Annotated in this window: 10 protein-coding genes; all 10 read right to left on the reverse strand. The window is 39.5% G+C overall.

What is annotated here, in order from left to right; translation table 11 throughout:
- Positions 1-105: 105 nt before the first annotated feature.
- The 10 genes from MUN53_RS15000 to MUN53_RS15045 all read right to left on the reverse strand — a co-directional run bounded on the left by MUN53_RS15000 (position 106) and on the right by MUN53_RS15045 (position 16,910).
- Positions 106-1,518: a DUF6057 family protein gene (locus MUN53_RS15000; RefSeq protein WP_243326319.1), complete on the reverse strand. Its 1,413-nt coding sequence runs from the start codon at positions 1,516-1,518 to the stop codon at positions 106-108.
- A gap of 73 nt (positions 1,519-1,591) precedes the next feature.
- Positions 1,592-2,134 (reverse strand): RNA polymerase sigma-70 factor, encoded by a 543-nt coding sequence (locus tag MUN53_RS15005; RefSeq protein WP_243326320.1) that lies wholly within the window; start codon positions 2,132-2,134, stop codon positions 1,592-1,594.
- A gap of 98 nt (positions 2,135-2,232) precedes the next feature.
- Positions 2,233-3,750, reverse strand: a complete 1,518-nt coding sequence (locus MUN53_RS15010) for a xylulokinase (RefSeq protein WP_243326321.1) — start codon at positions 3,748-3,750, stop codon at positions 2,233-2,235.
- Positions 3,747-4,424: a deoxyribose-phosphate aldolase gene (gene deoC / locus MUN53_RS15015; protein ID WP_243326322.1), complete on the reverse strand. Its 678-nt coding sequence runs from the start codon at positions 4,422-4,424 to the stop codon at positions 3,747-3,749. The genes MUN53_RS15010 and deoC overlap by 4 nt, the downstream gene beginning before the upstream one ends.
- 18 nt (positions 4,425-4,442) lie before the next feature.
- Positions 4,443-6,980, reverse strand: coding sequence for a beta-galactosidase GalB (gene galB, locus MUN53_RS15020; RefSeq protein WP_243326323.1), 2,538 nt, complete (start codon positions 6,978-6,980; stop codon positions 4,443-4,445).
- 30 nt (positions 6,981-7,010) lie between these two features.
- Complete coding sequence (locus tag MUN53_RS15025) at positions 7,011-9,389, reverse strand: HzsA-related protein (RefSeq protein ID WP_243326324.1); 2,379 nt, start codon at positions 9,387-9,389, stop codon at positions 7,011-7,013.
- Between the two features lie 10 nt (positions 9,390-9,399).
- The gene (locus MUN53_RS15030) at positions 9,400-10,593 is read right to left on the reverse strand and encodes an iron-containing alcohol dehydrogenase (RefSeq protein ID WP_243326325.1); all 1,194 of its coding nucleotides are present in this window, start codon (positions 10,591-10,593) and stop codon (positions 9,400-9,402) included.
- A 29-nt stretch (positions 10,594-10,622) separates the two neighbouring features.
- A complete protein-coding gene (locus MUN53_RS15035; RefSeq protein WP_243326326.1) occupies positions 10,623-11,417 on the reverse strand; it encodes an IclR family transcriptional regulator in 795 nt (264 codons plus the stop codon).
- A gap of 238 nt (positions 11,418-11,655) precedes the next feature.
- Complete coding sequence (locus tag MUN53_RS15040; protein WP_243326327.1) at positions 11,656-13,503, reverse strand: RagB/SusD family nutrient uptake outer membrane protein; 1,848 nt, start codon at positions 13,501-13,503, stop codon at positions 11,656-11,658.
- 20 nt (positions 13,504-13,523) lie between these two features.
- Positions 13,524-16,910, reverse strand: coding sequence for a TonB-dependent receptor (locus MUN53_RS15045; protein WP_243326328.1), 3,387 nt, complete (start codon positions 16,908-16,910; stop codon positions 13,524-13,526).
- Between the last annotated feature and the right edge of the window lie 16 nt (positions 16,911-16,926).

The raw sequence follows: 16,926 nt of genomic DNA on the forward strand, positions 1-16,926 counted from the left end.
GATGGTGGCTACATATTGATGTTGTGCTGTTGCTTTTTACTGAAAGCTGCTACTAACGACTCATAAATCTACCCTTAATCGTGTATTGGATGATAGTTGCGGATTTTAGGTCAATTGCTTTAATGTCTGCACAAAATTAGAAGAGACTGCATAAGCACCTTGTCCCTGCAAAGACAATCTTTTCGAAGCATATTCTGAGTTACTTTCAACAGCTACATCTGTCAAATACAACCTTTGCTCAGAAGCCCAAGTCTTATAAAAAAGTGTTTTCTCCAACAAAGCTATATACTTCTCTGCTACCAGATAATTGCCACATATAATATTCGTTTCCACCAACCTCTGAAGTAATCTAACATTTCCGTTTGTACTTGTCACAAAACCTTCAAAAGCAAATTTTTGAGCCGAAGCAATATCCCCAACCTGATAACAAATATCAGAACAAATTAAAGCCGACATTAAAGAATTATCCCATGTAGCCAATAATGTTTTAACCCCATCTTGCGGATAAGAAAACATCTTATCTCCTAATTCACCTCGACAGGCCAAAGCCAAATTTAAGACATTCAAAGTTTGTACTGAGGCCAGATCATTTCTAAATGTCTTTATAATTTGTTTCCACTGATGATTTCGCAAATACCAATCACGTTCATAAGTGTATAGTTGTATCTTACTCTGCATTCTTGGAACGAAATAAAAACACATGCCTAACCAAACAGCAGAAAGAAATATACTCCATTTGAGGGGAAAATTCTTCTTCTGCAACCAATAGCTTCCTAATAGGGAAAAAAGATAAAATCCCCATATATAATATAACCAATTAACTCCTTCTGAAAATTCATAATATGCATCTGGCAAAACAATTTGTTCAACATCACCAGTCCAATGCATAAGTAAAGAAATTATTACCCAACCCAAACAACTTACCAGATATATAATCGTGATCAGAAGAGAGTACTTTAGAGACTTTGTATTTAAAACCCACTCTAAGACTACTAAACCTAACACAAACAAAAAATAGACAGAGCCTCCCAACAAATAGAGTATTGATAAAAGGGAAACACCCAATAACCAGCGATATCGTATAGAAAAAAATTTCAAATAGATTTGCCAACCTATCAAACACATCAATAGAGCTATAGTTCCCGCCAAACGATAAGACAACGATGTGTGTAATATCAAAAGCCCTGTGACAGGTAATAAAGAAATGAAATTTACCCAAAGTTTCTGTTTCCCGGAAAAATGAGATAACAAATTACCTCCAATCCACCCAATTCCGACTAACAACATAGACGTCAGGAATGCTCCACCTCCTGTTAACAAATAGAATTGTTGCAAAAAACCAGCTATATAAGAAGCTGTTCCTCCAGGAACAAAGATCGTATCCCTAGCATATTGCTCTGTCAACAAAAACAGCTGTTGTTGTTCTTGATAGAAAAAGAAATAGGCATACTGATATTGCAAGAATATCCCTATCAGTACAAATATAATTCCCCAATATATGAGACTCTTCCGCCACATTTTGTTCTTCAATTATATGCTTACTATATAAGACGCCTATATATTTCGTATCCCCCAAAGACCTAGTTTTATCCTATAGATACTTTTCATCCAAGAACTTTCTGATTTTCTTCAATGCTATTGTAATCTGGTTCTCTACAGTCTTTTCTGAAATATTCATATTTTCGGCAAGCTCCTTATTGCTTAACAAATCATATCTGCTTTTAGAAAAAATTTCACGACAACGCTCTGGCAATAAAGAAACAGCTTCTTCCAATAGATTAGATAACTCCTGTACCTCAAGAAGAGAAAAGACATCATCTTGAGCAGCATCAAAATCAGGTATCTCTTCCAAATATGCCTGGTCTTTTTTAGAGCGAAAATAAGAAGCTACCTTATTTCTGGCAGCCTGAAATAAATAAGCTTTTAGACTTGTCTGGATATCCAGATGTTTTCTATTTTCCCACAACGAAGTAAAGATATCCAGAACAAGTTCCTCTGCAATTTCCGGATTATGTATAAAATACTGAATAAAAGTCTTTAACGGCTCTGCATAGGAATAGAATAAACGTTTGAAAGCTTTTTGATCACTTTCTTTTAACAAATCTAACAATATATTGTCTCCATCTTTCCCCATTTGTCCCGTAAAGTTATTTTACACATTCTTCAAAAAACCTATTAAAAGAAAATCGCACAAATATAGATATTAATTTGATATCACAAGTCTATATAATGTCAGAACACACCTAATAACTGTGTTAGTTGTCGGAAACGAGGTAATATCTTTTCCTGATAAAACAAAGCCGTTTCTTCTTGAGGCTGATACCGTCTTTCTACTTGGTGAAGTTGAGATATAGGTTGATAATCTAGCCAAAGTCCGGTTCCTTTCAACGCCAATGCTGCCGCACCTAAAGAAGCTGCTTCCTGATCAATATTAGTCTTGACAATAGGTAAATGATATATATCTGCAAACAATTGCATCCAAAACGGACTTTTGGCACCACCACCAACAATCAACATATCTCGTGTAACCGGAGAATAGGATTGTAGTAAATCCAAAGCAACCCGTAAATTCAAAGCGATACCTTCCATGGCAGCTCGGATCAAATCCGCCCTTGTATGCCCTAACTGCAAACCGGCAAAAGCTCCACAAATAAAAGGAGACGGTTCCAACATCGAACCACCAGCCAAACTCGGATTAAAACAAACACCATTCGAACCCGGAACAGAAGTGGCTGCCAGTTTATCCATTTGCACATAAGCATTCACCCCAGTCTCTTTCTCGTGTTGCAATAAATCCATACACAATGTATCCCGTACCCAACGATAGCTGTTTCCCGCCGAGAAAATACATGTAGCCGACGTATATAACCCAGGGATAAGATGGGCAAAAACATACGGTTTACGCTGGAAATCCAAAATTGGCTTATCGCCAATCAAAGCAATCCATGCCGAACTACCTAATGACGTATAAACCTCACCAGACCTAATACCACCGGCACCTAATGCCATACAAGAATTATCCACTCCTCCAGCCATAACTTGCGTAGCCGGATTTAAACCCGTTTCACGAGCAGCTTCTTCTGTCAAAGTTCCAATTACCGCATCCGCAGGTAAGATTTCAGGGAAGAGTGAAGCATCCAACCCTGCCGCCTGTATATAATCTGCGTCATATTGCCAGGTATGCAAATTAAAGACACCGCTTCCGGATGCATAAGAAGCATCTGTACAGAGTCGGCCCGTAAACCGATAATTACAATAATCTTTCGTTCCGATTACCTGATGAATCTTCGCAAACATTTCCGGTTCATGATTCCGATACCACATGATCTTAAAGACAGAATAGCAGGCTGGAGGGAAACCATTACCGGTATGTTCATACCAAGTCTGATAATCAATCCGGGTAAAAAAATCTTCTGCTTCCTGTGTAGCTCGCTGATCTGACCAGATGGGAGTTGTTTTCCGGAGTAATCGTCCGTCTTTCCCTATTGGAACTACCCCTAAGCTGTGACCGGAGATTGCTAAAGAAACAATTTCTTCCGATGGAATTGAGGATTGTTTCAACAATTGACGAGTGGAACATACCACCGCATCCCACCAGTCTTCCGGTGCTTGCTCCTGCCAGTCTTTTTGCGGGAAACAAGTGGAATAAGGGATGAATACAGAAGACAAAATATTCCCGGAAACAGAAAACAGGGAGGCTTTGATACCTCCCGTTCCCAAATCATATGCAATCACTTTCGGTTCTTTCATACCCATCCACGTTCTTCGGCTTCTTGCATAATATGAAGCGCAGATTTATATCCAATACCAAAACGGGAAACACCCATATCTCGCATCTTCAGTAATGTATCCAGTGAACGAACACCTCCAGCAACCTTCAACGGTATCGTATCACCAACCGCAGCCTTAATAACTTCAATATGGTGTTCGGTAGTCGCTCCTGCCCAACCGGTTCCGGTCTTGGCAAACGAAGCACCGGCATCCCGAATGATCCGTGCTGCCGTAGCAATTTCCTCATCTGTCAACAAGACTACTTCCATAATGACCTTCAAAGGTAACGGACTTACAACAGCTTTTATCTGCTCAATTTCAGCTTTTACTTCTTCTAGAAAGCCTGATTTGAGTTTACCGATATTCAATACCATGTCTATTTCATCGCATCCCTTTTCTTTTAACTGCTTAGCCTCAAATAATTTTGTTTCCAAAGTTTCTCCACCAGAAGGGAAACCAACAATTCCACCAATTCTCAAATTCGGAATTTCTTTCCGATAAGGGAAAATCCGATCCAGCATACTCGGCATGGAAAAGATACAGATAAAAGGATATTTCCGTGTTGCCTGTAATATGTCTTCTATTTCATCCCAGGTTGATTCCGCCCGAACGGCACTAATATCAATCATGGAAGCAATTTCTTTTATCGTCATACTTATTTCTCCTTTCTTTTATTTCACTTCAATTTCTATCGAAGCAGATTCCAATCCGGCTCCGCTTACTTGTACCTGGATCTTTCCTGTAGCTCCTTTCTTTCCTCGAACTATTGCCAATGCCAGTCCGTTGAACGACTCCCGTTCTGCACTTTGGAACGGAGTGAATGATGTCGGATCACCATTATCCGTAGCTACCAATTCACCACAACCTGTTACTTCTACTTTCAACGGTAAGCAGGCAATCGGAACTTTTCGCCCGGATGCATCCACGATCGTTGCAGTTACGAATGCCAATTCGTCTTCACTACCTATTATCGAAGCATGATCTACCGACAATTGAATCTTCTTAGCCTCTCCGGTTGTCTGGATTTCATCTTTCGCCCATTCTTTTCCATCTTTATAAGCAATAACTTTTACACTTCCCGGCTGATATACAACACTGTCCCATACCAATCGGAAATCCTTGCCTTCTTCTTTCGCTTTACGTCCATAACTCTTGCCGTTGACAAACAATTCGGCTTCCGTTCCGGAGGTATAAACATGTACTGGAATAATCTGTCCTTCACGACCAGCCCAGTTCCAATGCGGCAGAATATGTGCCATCGGGAAATCCGGACGCCAATGCGACTGGTACAGATAATAACGGTCTTTCGGGAATCCGGCTAAATCGACTATACCGAAATAACTACTCCGCGAAGGCGGTTGCGTACGAGCCAATTCTGCCAACTGTTTTTCCAGTTCGGCTCGTTTCGACGGATCAGTCCGGAAGTTCAGCAGGTTGGTATTGTCTGAATTAAACGGAGTCGGCTCGCCCAGATAATCAAAACCTGTCCAAACGTATTCGCCCAATAAATGCGGATAACGGTAATTGGTAGCAAATTGAGTATCCGGATTACAACCCCAACCTGGAGCATCTACATCATAAGAAGTAATCTGGAAATCCTTACGGATCGTATCTCCTTGGAAATAGACTCCACGTGTACTCAAACAAGAAGATGTTTCCGTACCGATCGTCGGCATGTTCTTATAACGTTCATCCTGATCCCATTTAGCCTGTTCGTAGAAGAAGTAATTGACACCCATCACGTCTAATGCCATACTGGCTCCTGAAGCCCGTCCTCCATTCGGATCATTATATCCATTTGTTACCGGACGAGTCTTGTCTAATTCCTTGACGATTTCGACCAAGTGGCGTGTCATTTCCACATTCTGCTGTTCCAATACTTCATTTCCAATCGACCAGAAAACAACGGAAGGATGGTTCCAGTCACGACGTACCAAGGCTTCCAAGTCTTTCTCGTGCCATTCTTCATACAATTTATTATAGTCCCATTCCCGTTTACCATGAGCCCAAGCATCGAAGGCCTCATCCATAATCAACATACCGGTTTTGTCTGCCAAATCCAATAATTCCGGAGCAGGAGGATTATGCGACGTACGGATTGAGTTACAGCCCATCTCCCGCATAATACGAAATTGGCGTTCCAACGCACTCCGGTTGAAAGCTGCTCCCAATGCACCCAAGTCGTGATGGTTACAAACACCTTTGATCTCTACCCGGCGACCATTCAAGAAAAAGCCTTCGCGCGAAACGCTAATTTCACGTACGCCAAACGGAGTATAGTAACGGTCTGTTTCCTGTCCATCAACTTGTACGGTCACACAAGCCATATAACGATTAGGTGATTCGATGTCCCAACGCTTACAATCGTCCATTCGTTTTTGCAGATTAATCTTTCCTGCCGACATCGCCTTCAAAGGTAAAGTCTGGTCGTCGAAGCGAAGAACTCGCTTACCCAGACAATCCAACGAGTCCAGTTCATAAACAGAAGTCTTTACTACAGCTTTCGCATCCTCATTCATATGATTTTCCACTTCCACCGTCAAATGTAGATCAGCCGTTCTGTCCGTCAGGTTCGTAGCCTCTATCTTGGTTCCCCAATGACGGACATGCACTTGCCCTGTCTTCACCAACCAGACATGACGATAAATACCAGCTCCCGGATACCAACGCGAATCCCACTTCTCCGTATCTGTCCGCACTGCCAACAGGTTTTCTTTCCCCACTTGGATAAACGGAGTTAAATCCAAACGGAACGAGTTATAACCATACGGCCATGTTCCTACATACTCTCCATTCAGCCAAACCTGGGTATTTGCCATCACTCCATCGAAATCCACATAAAAACGTTTTCCTTGATCGGCCTCATCTACTGTAAAGGTTTTCCGATACCAACCGATTCCCTGAAACGGAAGACGGCCCGTATTTCCCGCCAAATCCATCCGGAACGGTCCTTTAATAGCAAAATCATGAGGGACATCCAAGGTTTCCCAGTCCGAATCATCCGTTGCAGGCTCAAACATCCCGGCAGGTTCATCTACACGCGTTCCATCTGCCTGCAAGCCATACCGGATGAAACGCCAGTCATCGTCAAGCGAAACCACATCGGCCTGCCCCGATCGTTTAATGGAGCCTTCCTCTATCCTATTGTCTCCACAAGCGAGACATAAGAGCAAGGCCGCCAAACTTCCTAATAATTGGGTTACTTTCATTCTCTTAATATGATACTTAAATCAATTCACTTATTTCGGATCATAATACTTATCACCTTCAGCAATACTACAATTGCTCTTCAAATTTTCCTCCAAGCGAACAGCATACTTACGTAATTGCCCCTGATGTTTCTCACAAGGGATTAGATCTTTCTCAATATCACCGCGCGGCGTTTCCTTTAAACGCTTGCGTCCTTCTTTCAAGATAGATACTGCTTTCTTATATTTTTCCTTATCATTCCTGATTACATCCAGACAAGGACTTTCCTCCGGACGGTCGAATGAGATCTGAGCCGGTTGAGTACGTGTCCAACTATTCAGCCGACCGAAATCAAGGCCTGTCAATTCAGAAAGTTGTTTCACTTCCTCATCTGTCAACGGACAACGTCCTGCCCAATGATCACTGAATGATGATTCATATACCGGATAATATACTCCGTTCAAATCCATCCACGTATAAAGAATTTCCTTTTCTTTCTGTGATAGACGAATACTTCCGTGATCTCCATCGATAATTTCGGTCAACTTACTGGCATGGCTTCCCCAAGAATAGGCTTGCTGAATTGCAGCAGGTCCGCCACCAACCAAATGAACAGCTTTCGATACGTACAAATTAATATACGCAGCGTTGAAGAACGGATTCTTATCACGCGCCAAAACCAACTTCTTCCGATTATTACGATCGAAATCGTGGCACTTCATGCAATGTTTGTCGAGAATCGGCTGTACTTCTTCCATAAAGGAGAATTTATGTGGTTCCTCACCCATCCAAGGCTGTAACTTGTTGGGTTTACGATTCAGAGCTATCGGACGCTGGCCGCCCATAGGGACCGTTGCCAAACGGTCTTCATGACAACCAATACAACCATTTACCTCGCCCGGCATCAAAGAAACACCGCTACGCATAGACTGGATCATTTTCTTATCCTTATCGAGTAATTGGAAATAAACATGCTTACCCGCCGGAACCATAAAACTGGCAGAACCATCTTCTTCTACCGGTACTTCTCCTAAGATTTGCTTATTCTCGAAGCTATGCCAATTCATACCCGGAGCTTGTTCGCCTTCGCCAAACCAACCGCGTACTGTCCATGTCCTTTTCTCCGGAGATTCAACCACACGCAAATATTTCACACTACCAGGCTTCACTCCCGCCATGTGCGTTCCCTCATATACATTCTCCACGTAAAACTGACCTTCTTCAGCGGTGAAGTTACGCATCATTGGAATTGAAACCGGTTTCTGGCGCGCCTCTACCAACATCGGATCAAATAAACTCTGGTTTCCTTCCAACAGCAGCTCTTCCGTTCCGTCACGATTCACATAATAAATTCCCGATTTAGCATCTGTAATGTTCCATCCGCCCGGTTTCACCCAAATTGTTCGAGATACCAAGAAGTTATTTTCATCCAACGGGAAAGGATCTTCATAGAAGGTACCCACTCCTTTGAAAGAATCCAAGTTTCCGTTTCCTACCCACTTCGCTGATTCCTTTGGCCAAATATCCACCAAAGCTGCTTCATTATCCACTCCTTTTCGCCGATCAATAATGGCCATCGCACCCCAAGGCCGTTCGTGACAAGAAGTGAATGTACATACAACCAAGTCTGAATTCGGGATCTGTCGCCCATCAATCACACCACCCGGTGAAGCAGTATTGTTTCCATAATAGATAGCATGCTTCGTTCCATCCGGATTCACGACCCATAATCCTTGCGCATCGCCGAAGTTACGGTCCACATATTCCCAACGATCGTATAAGACACGACCATCACTCAACAACGAGGCATGACCTTCAAACAAGGTACTCACACCTATCTGTGTAATATTCGCTCCATCCGCTTCCATCCGGAATAGATTTCCCATGATATGACGGTTACACATACAGTATTTAGGCTGACGGGTAGAAGTAAAGATAATATTCCCATCCGGTAAATAAATCGGATCAATATCCGACACCCCTTCCGCAAACGTCAATTGCCGCAAACCCGAACCATCTATGTTCATTTCATACAAATGATAAGAATCCTTTGGATGCTGACGCATTGAAAATAAAACCTTCTGTCCGTCGAACGAGATTTCCGGATCACGCACAACGCCTTCAGTTGTTTCTATCAATGTTCGGATTTTACCCGAATCCACATCATATACACGCATCGCTCCACCTGGAGCAAAACTCGCCTCATTAATCTCACCCGGCTGAAATAAAGTTGCCGTATTGTGATGATCAGGAGCATACTGCTCACGTTCGATATACAGGATTTGTTTTCCCTTCAAGGCTTCACGTGCCTTTTGTGAAAGGACAATCTGCTTGGCCGGCAATCCATTGGAAAAAGTCTGTGCCATAACGGGAAAAACGCCCGACGCACATACCGCCAAACAACACGATAAGAATAACGAATGTTTCATGGTAGTTCTCCTATAATACTTTATTCAATACTTCGATAATATCTTCTTGTGAAACCGGAGGATTACAAGCCAAATAGCCGTCACTACCAAAGCTTATCTTCACCACTTGCTGTACGATCAAGGGTATATCCGGATTCTTCACCTGCATATCTGTCAATGACAATGGCGTACCAATCCGCTTCAAGAACGCCTTGAAACTTGTTATACTTTCACGAATCACTTCTTCCTGACTTTTTCCATCCGGGCAGATTCCCATCACATGCGTGGCAAAACGGAAATAAATATCTTTCTTCCGAGGATACATTACTTCCATCCAAGCGGGCATCAATATCGCCAAAGAGGCTCCATGAGGAACCTTATACAAAGCGGTCAAAACATGGCCGACCTGATGAATCGGAGTCCAGGCATCTCCCGGAGAAGCCCAGCCATTGATTGCACAAGTAGCAGCCCACTGCAAATGAGAACGAGCTGATATATTCTTCGGATCGGCTAATACCTTATCTATATTATCCATAACCGTCCGCATTACTCCTTCCTGGAAATAATGCTGCAAATCACTGTCATCTTCTCCATTCAGATAAATTTCCAACACATGTGAAATTGTATCGGCTGCCGCACACGCTGTCTGGAACGGAGGTAACGAAACTGTCAATTCCGGATCAATAATGGAAGTCTTCGGATAAAGACAAGGAGCCCAAATATACGATTTCTCCTGTAATGCCCGATTACTTACTACCGCGCATAAATTCATCTCACTACCAGTAGCCGGCAAAGTAGGAATCATCATGGTTGGCAACGATTTCTCCGGTGGAATTGCGGATACGACACTATGCCGACTATACACCATCTGCCATAAATCACCCTTATAATAGACTCCGGCAGCAATTGCTTTCGCTGCATCCATGGCACTTCCACCACCTACGCCAATCACCAAATCGATCCCTTGTTTACGACATAAGTCCACACCGGCAGCAACCACCGTAATTTCCGGATTTTCTTCTATCTCATAAAAAGGATAAACCGACAATCCTTCTTTCGTCAATAATTCTTCTATCCGTTCCAACAAAGGCTTTAGAAATGACAATTCCTTATAAGAGACCAAACAAACCTTAGTTCCTAATTTTTTGGCTTCTTCACCACAACGGCTGACTTCTCCGGCTCCAAATATCACACGTACCGGATTATAATACTCAAAGTTTTTCATCTTGACATACATTTATTCTTATTCTACATTTATTCGGCATATCCCAATTTCAAAGAGATCAAATCAGATGCTTCCTGCAATTTTCTAGCCACTTCCGGAAAATCTTCTTTCCGTAAACGCCCTGAAGGGCCAGATGTCCATAATGCAGCAATCAACATACCAAACTGATTAAAGATTGGCGTCGCTACGCAATGTACACCAGCCATCTCTTCTTCCTGATCCAAAGCATAACCCAAAGACCGCACTTCTTCTATTTCCCGCAACATTGCTTCCTTTGAAGCAATCGTCCGTTCATTATACACTTGAAAATCGATCGAATCAAGTAATTGTTCTTGTAATATCTTGTTCTTTGTATAAGCCAAGAATATTTTACCCGGTGCCGAAGAATGCAGGTTGAAACTATTTCCCGAACGAAGTAAGAAAGTAAAATTATGAGAACCGATCACCTGTTCTAATAGGACAACCCGGTTATTCATCAAAATACCTAACATAACGCTTTCTTTAATTTCATCCCGTAAAGCCTGCATGACAGGAAGTGACAGTTCCACCAGATTGGCTTCACCCAAAGCCTTCAATCCCAAGCATAACAACTTCTTCGTTAGATGATACCTCGCATTTGTTTCATTCTTACTCACATATCCCATCTGTTGTAAAGAACCTAACAAACGATACACGGTTGTCTTCGACAAACCCATAGCTTGCGTAATCTCAAGCATAGTAATTCCTTCCGGATAATGAGTCATTATCTCCAACATATCAAAACCTTTTTTCAACATCGGAATTGCATAGTTGAATTCAGCTGCAGAGTTATTCTCACCATTCATGATACTAGTTTCAAATATGAATACATGGTTTATTATCCGCAAATATAGGAAATATTCGATATAAATTAAGATATATACAACTTTTAACCATTAAAATAAGATAAGAAAATAAATGTTTCCCCCAATAAACTAGAATACCTCATTCTAGCAAGCTAGAACAAGGTATTCTAAGTTACACTATCCATTCTATAAGACTAGACGAGACAGTCATAAAAAAACCCAATATCCATATTTTAATTCACCACCCAGGATTTTGTACTAAATTGTGATTCACTGTAACATCTACATTATTAATCGGATGCAAATATTGCTTTCTACTAAATACAAATGGACGACCAACTAAATGGATATCTTTATAAAATTCTTCATTTGTTGCCCCCACAGAATTAAGTCCTCTCATCCCATCTGCATCAGGTCTAAAAAAATCTTCTGCTTTTTTCCAACGCTTCAAATCATACAACCAATGTCCCTCAAAAATAAATTCAATCATCCTTTCTCGATGAATAATTTCAATCAACTTTTCACCTGTGGCATTTCCAAAAGCTGTATTAAAATCTGGAATTCCTGCTTTCTTTCTAATTGCATTAAAATAATCTAAAGCTTTTCCATCTAACTTTCCTGTATATTCAGCATAACTTTCCACATAATTTAAATATAATTCTGCCAAACGAATAATCGGATAAGGATAAGTTTCTATACTAAAGGTTGTATTAGTTGCTTTATTATCTGGATGTATACCTTTTTTCACTGCATAACCAGAATACAAATGATCTGAATTTAAATTTTTACAACCATTTTTCTCTCCATACTTCATATACAAAGTTACTGTATCACTATTAATTTCATACTGACCTCTATCAAAACCTATACAAGCATAAAAACGTGGTTCTCTATTTCTATGCAACTGAATCGTAGAATCTCCATCTGCTATTTTAAAGCGATTTTCCCAATCAAAATCAGGATCATCTTCCGCTGGTATACCTTTTTTTGAATAAAACATTTCTACAGCTCGCAATGTTGGACCATACCCTCCATATGGAGGCATTGCTCCATCTCGAAATCCATTTTGAGTAGTAACCGTCTGATAATATATATCAGCAATACCCTCTTTTGTGCCACTATATCCCCATAACAATTCTTTATTCCACTTATCCAACATGGTATAACGAGTATTGGCTACTGCCTGATCAAAATCACTTAAAGATCTTTCACTTTTATATTGATAAAGACCATATCCTTCTCCCTCAGCCATATCTATTGCTTTTTGGGTTTCCTCCATAGCTTTTTTCCATTTTTCTTTATCGAACGACTGACTAATCAAAGGCTCTCCATCCTTATTCTTAAAGTCCGCATAAAATTCACTATTCCCATTAAATAATGGACTTGCTGCAAATAAATACATACGCGATTTTAAAGCCTGGGCAGCTATTTTAGTAGCTCGACCATAATCAGCTGAAGATACTGTGGTAGGAAGGTCTTGCATGGCTTCATCAAACCATGTTGCAATTTGTTCCACACAAGCATCATATGGACTACGCTTCAAATAAAAATCATCGCCACTTCCATTTAAAGGAATTTCTTCTTTAACCAAACAGACTGGTCCATAATTTTGCAAGATAAGATAATGGAAATATGCAATTAGAAATCTCACCTCAGCTTTCCATATTCTTTTCCGTTCATCAAACTGCCCTTGAGGCATACTAACAGGAACAACATTATCTATACGATTTAGAAATGTATAACACTGCCGTATACCTTGATATAAATTACGCCAATAATCTATTACAGGATCTGTTGTACTATACAACCCTTGTTGCATTCTCAAGTTAGGCCAATAAGTAAGAGCAAAATGATAAGATCCAACAAATTCATCCGAAGTTAACCATGAATAATTACTATTCTTATAATCCAAAAAATTAGGAATATACCCATAGCAACTATACACAAAAGCTTCTGCAGTATTCTCATTTTTAAATGCATCATCTAATGTTGCCGTATCATCTGGAACAATATCCAAATAACTACAACTTGCAGATCCTAATAACAACACAAAACATGTTACTATATTTAATATTATTTTTTTCATGATGTACGATTAATAAACTATTAAAAATTCATTTGTAAACCAATTGTACCTACTCTCAAATTCGGATATTTCATACCATTTCCGCTACCTAACTCCGGATCCCAGTAATTAAATGGTGAAAATGTCAATAAATTTTCCCCTGAAATAAATAAACGCATCCACTTATATGAATAACCTATTTCTGCACTCTTTAAACGTAAAAAAGCACCATTCTTTAACCAAAAAGTAGATGTCTGATAATTATTATGAGTACTAGTATTTACCATCATCCTAGGATAACTTGCATTAGGATTTTCCGGAGTCCAATAATCATCTGCTATAAATTGGAATAAAGTAGATTGATTGGAGTCAAACGGATGAATATTTTCCATCATAATACTTGTATTAGCAACCCCTTGGAAAAATACAGAAAAATCCCAATTTTTATATTGAATTGATCCTCCAAAACCATACACTATTTCAGGAACAGTTGGTTTGCCTATAATTTTCCTATCATTTCCATCTATCTTATTATCTCCATTCAAATCTGCATACTTAATATCTCCCACTGAATATGAGGAAAAAGTCTGTTCTGGGCTATTAGCTATATCTTCTTCATCTTTAAAATATCCAATAGCGACCAAACCCGTATAACAATTTAAAGGTTTACCTATTTCTGTTCGATATTTCTCATTCTCTGGATATATCGGTTCATCTCTTTCTAGCAATTTATTTGCTGCATAAGTAAAATTTGCTTTTGCACTAACTGTTAAATCTTTATTAATAGATTTACTATAATCAATTGAAAAATCGACACCTCGATTTTTTACTTTACCTAAATTAGCATACGGACTTAATCCTCCTGTTATTCCTGTTTCAGCAGGAATCATCCTACGTTGCATAAAAATATCACTACGTTTTTCTTGGAAATAATCAGCTGTAATATTCAAAGAATTAAATAAATTCAAATCAAAACCGACATTGGTCTTAACTCCTTTTTCCCACTTTGCTCCATCTGCTCCATATTTCGTTATTAAGGCACCACTCATAGATGTCTGCCAATTACTTCCAAAAGTATATCCTTTTCCAGATAAATTCACAAAAGTTAGATATGGAAAACGTGGATCTGTAAAAGAATTACCAACTAATCCCAAAGATCCTCGAATTTTTAAATTTGTAACAACATCAGTTAATGGTTTAAAGAATTTTTCGTTAGAAATATTATAACCTAAAGCTACAGATGGGAAAAATCCAAATCGATGACCATCTTGAAAATTCTCACTTCCATTATAACCAAAATTAGCTTCTACCAAATAGCGATTATCATATCCATAAGTAACTCGACCCGCAAATCCTTGATTTCTTGTAGAAAGTGTTGCATAATAATCGCCTGGATTATTAACATTATACTCCCTTTGCAAGTACACAATCATAGCACCAACGTCATGTACTTCATTAAATGTCCGAGCATAATCTAGTGATGCTTGAATATTTAAATAACGATCTCCACCATTACTAGTACTAGTACTTAATGCTGTCTGCCCTTTAGTTAAAGCACGATACGTATAATCATAATCTCCATTTTCATTCTGTTCATAACTATCAACTGTATAATAATAAGGAGTAAAACTCCGTACTACATTTGTTGTTGACCAATTTTTATATGAAATCTGCCCTTTTATTCTAAGACCAGGGGTTATAAATTTTAGATCTTGATCAATATCAAAACTTGTAATCACAGTTGACTCATCTCTATCTGAATAACCAGAAACCATTCTAGCATACGGATTATTATATCCATTTACACCACCAATACTCATTGGACCACCTTCCACATTCCCAAATAACGTATGATCTTCTCCATTTCTGGCAGGAATAAATGGCATAAATAAAGTCGGAGGAGCCCAAAATATAGAATTATAGAGTTCTGAAGTTCCTATCGATGTTCCAGCATAATTTAGGATCTGAGAATTAATACGTAAAGTCACCTTCGTTGTATTCGTTAATTGTGCGCCAATATTACCTTGAAAAGAGACTCTGAATTGATTAATATTATTATCAAATTTATTCAACGGATCACTTTTCAACATACCATTATCATTATTCAGACTAGCACTTAAAAAATAAGTGACTTTTTTCATTCCTCCACTTACATTCAGATTTGCACTTTGTGTTGTTGTAAAATCACGAAATAGGTAGTCATACCAATCCACATTAGGAAATACATATGGATTTAAACCCTTCTTCGTTCCTTCTATTTTTTCCTGACTAAAACGAGGCGTGGCATCTGGGGTACGTGTTAACAATGCAAAATTATAAGCATTCATATAGTCGACTCCATCCGCTAATTCTACAACTTGTGTTGGTGCCGTAAACGAATTCTGAACTCTTACATTAATCGTAGCACGTTCATTTTCTCGTCCATTACGGGTTGTCACCAGCATAACACCATTTGCCCCTCGAGCTCCATAAAGAGCAGTCGCTGTTGCATCTTTTAAAACAGAAAAATTCTCAATTACTTCAGGAGAAAGAGCATTCAAATCTCCTGTAGATGCTTCTACACCATCAATAAAAATCAATGGAGAAGTAGGACCTGCAAATGTAGAAACGCCTCGTATCCAGAAATTAGCTCCATCAGCACCAGGTTCTCCACTTCGTTGAACTGCCACAACACCAGCGATACGTCCTGCAAAAGAATTGCTCAAAGAGGAAGAAGGGACCTTTAATTCCTTAGGTTTTACAGTCTGGACAGAACCAACAACACTTGCTTTTTTCTGTGTTCCATACCCAACAACTACCAACTCATCTAATGCTTCCGAGTCTTCTTTCAACGATATTGATAACTTTGTCTGATTACCAACTTTTATCTCTTGACTTGCAAACCCGATATAAGAAATAACCAATGTTGCATCTTTATCCACATCCAAAGAGAACTTACCGTCCATATCTGTAATGGTTCCACTCGTTGTGCCCTTTACCATGATATTTGCTCCAATCACGGGCATTCCGGTCGGATCCAACACAACACCTGTAACCGTATTCTTTTTCTGTTGTACAACAGCTACAACGGGAGCGACTTCTGTCATTTCCTTCCGCTTTGAAAGAAGTATCTGCCGATCATTGATGGTATACATAACATCTGTATTCTTGAATAACTGTTCCAAGATACTTTCCACCCGTTGATCTTTCAGATTAACAGATACTTTTCTATTTACATCAATCGTTTCATCTAAATAGAAAATGATAAATTCGCTATGTTGTTCGATATAATCAAATACTTCCTTGACGGATTGATCTTGAACGGAGATCGTGAAGGTCGTTTTTTGTGAATAACTTTCTGTTGCAAAACCTGCCTCCACTCCAAGTATTAGACATAATGTACTTAGCTTCAATGCTCTAAATATTTTTGGTTTTAAATAGATATTCATATCTTTGTATTGATTT

Source organism: Parabacteroides faecalis, from assembly GCF_022809355.1.
In the GTDB taxonomy this organism is placed as follows: Bacteria; Bacteroidota; Bacteroidia; order Bacteroidales; family Tannerellaceae; genus Parabacteroides; species Parabacteroides faecalis.

Excerpts from the sequence above, each read along its gene's own strand:
- MUN53_RS15000 (WP_243326319.1), bottom strand. The coding sequence starts at position 1,518 with ATGTGGCGGAAGAGTCTCATATATTGGGGAATTATATTTGTACTGATA.
- MUN53_RS15005 (WP_243326320.1), bottom strand. The coding sequence starts at position 2,134 with ATGGGGAAAGATGGAGACAATATATTGTTAGATTTGTTAAAAGAAAGT.
- MUN53_RS15010 (WP_243326321.1), bottom strand. The coding sequence starts at position 3,750 with ATGAAAGAACCGAAAGTGATTGCATATGATTTGGGAACGGGAGGTATC.
- deoC (WP_243326322.1), bottom strand. The coding sequence starts at position 4,424 with ATGACGATAAAAGAAATTGCTTCCATGATTGATATTAGTGCCGTTCGG.
- galB (WP_243326323.1), bottom strand. The coding sequence starts at position 6,980 with ATGAAAGTAACCCAATTATTAGGAAGTTTGGCGGCCTTGCTCTTATGT.
- MUN53_RS15025 (WP_243326324.1), bottom strand. The coding sequence starts at position 9,389 with ATGAAACATTCGTTATTCTTATCGTGTTGTTTGGCGGTATGTGCGTCG.
- MUN53_RS15030 (WP_243326325.1), bottom strand. The coding sequence starts at position 10,593 with ATGAAAAACTTTGAGTATTATAATCCGGTACGTGTGATATTTGGAGCC.
- MUN53_RS15035 (WP_243326326.1), bottom strand. The coding sequence starts at position 11,417 with ATGAATGGTGAGAATAACTCTGCAGCTGAATTCAACTATGCAATTCCG.
- MUN53_RS15040 (WP_243326327.1), bottom strand. The coding sequence starts at position 13,503 with ATGAAAAAAATAATATTAAATATAGTAACATGTTTTGTGTTGTTATTA.
- MUN53_RS15045 (WP_243326328.1), bottom strand. The coding sequence starts at position 16,910 with ATGAATATCTATTTAAAACCAAAAATATTTAGAGCATTGAAGCTAAGT.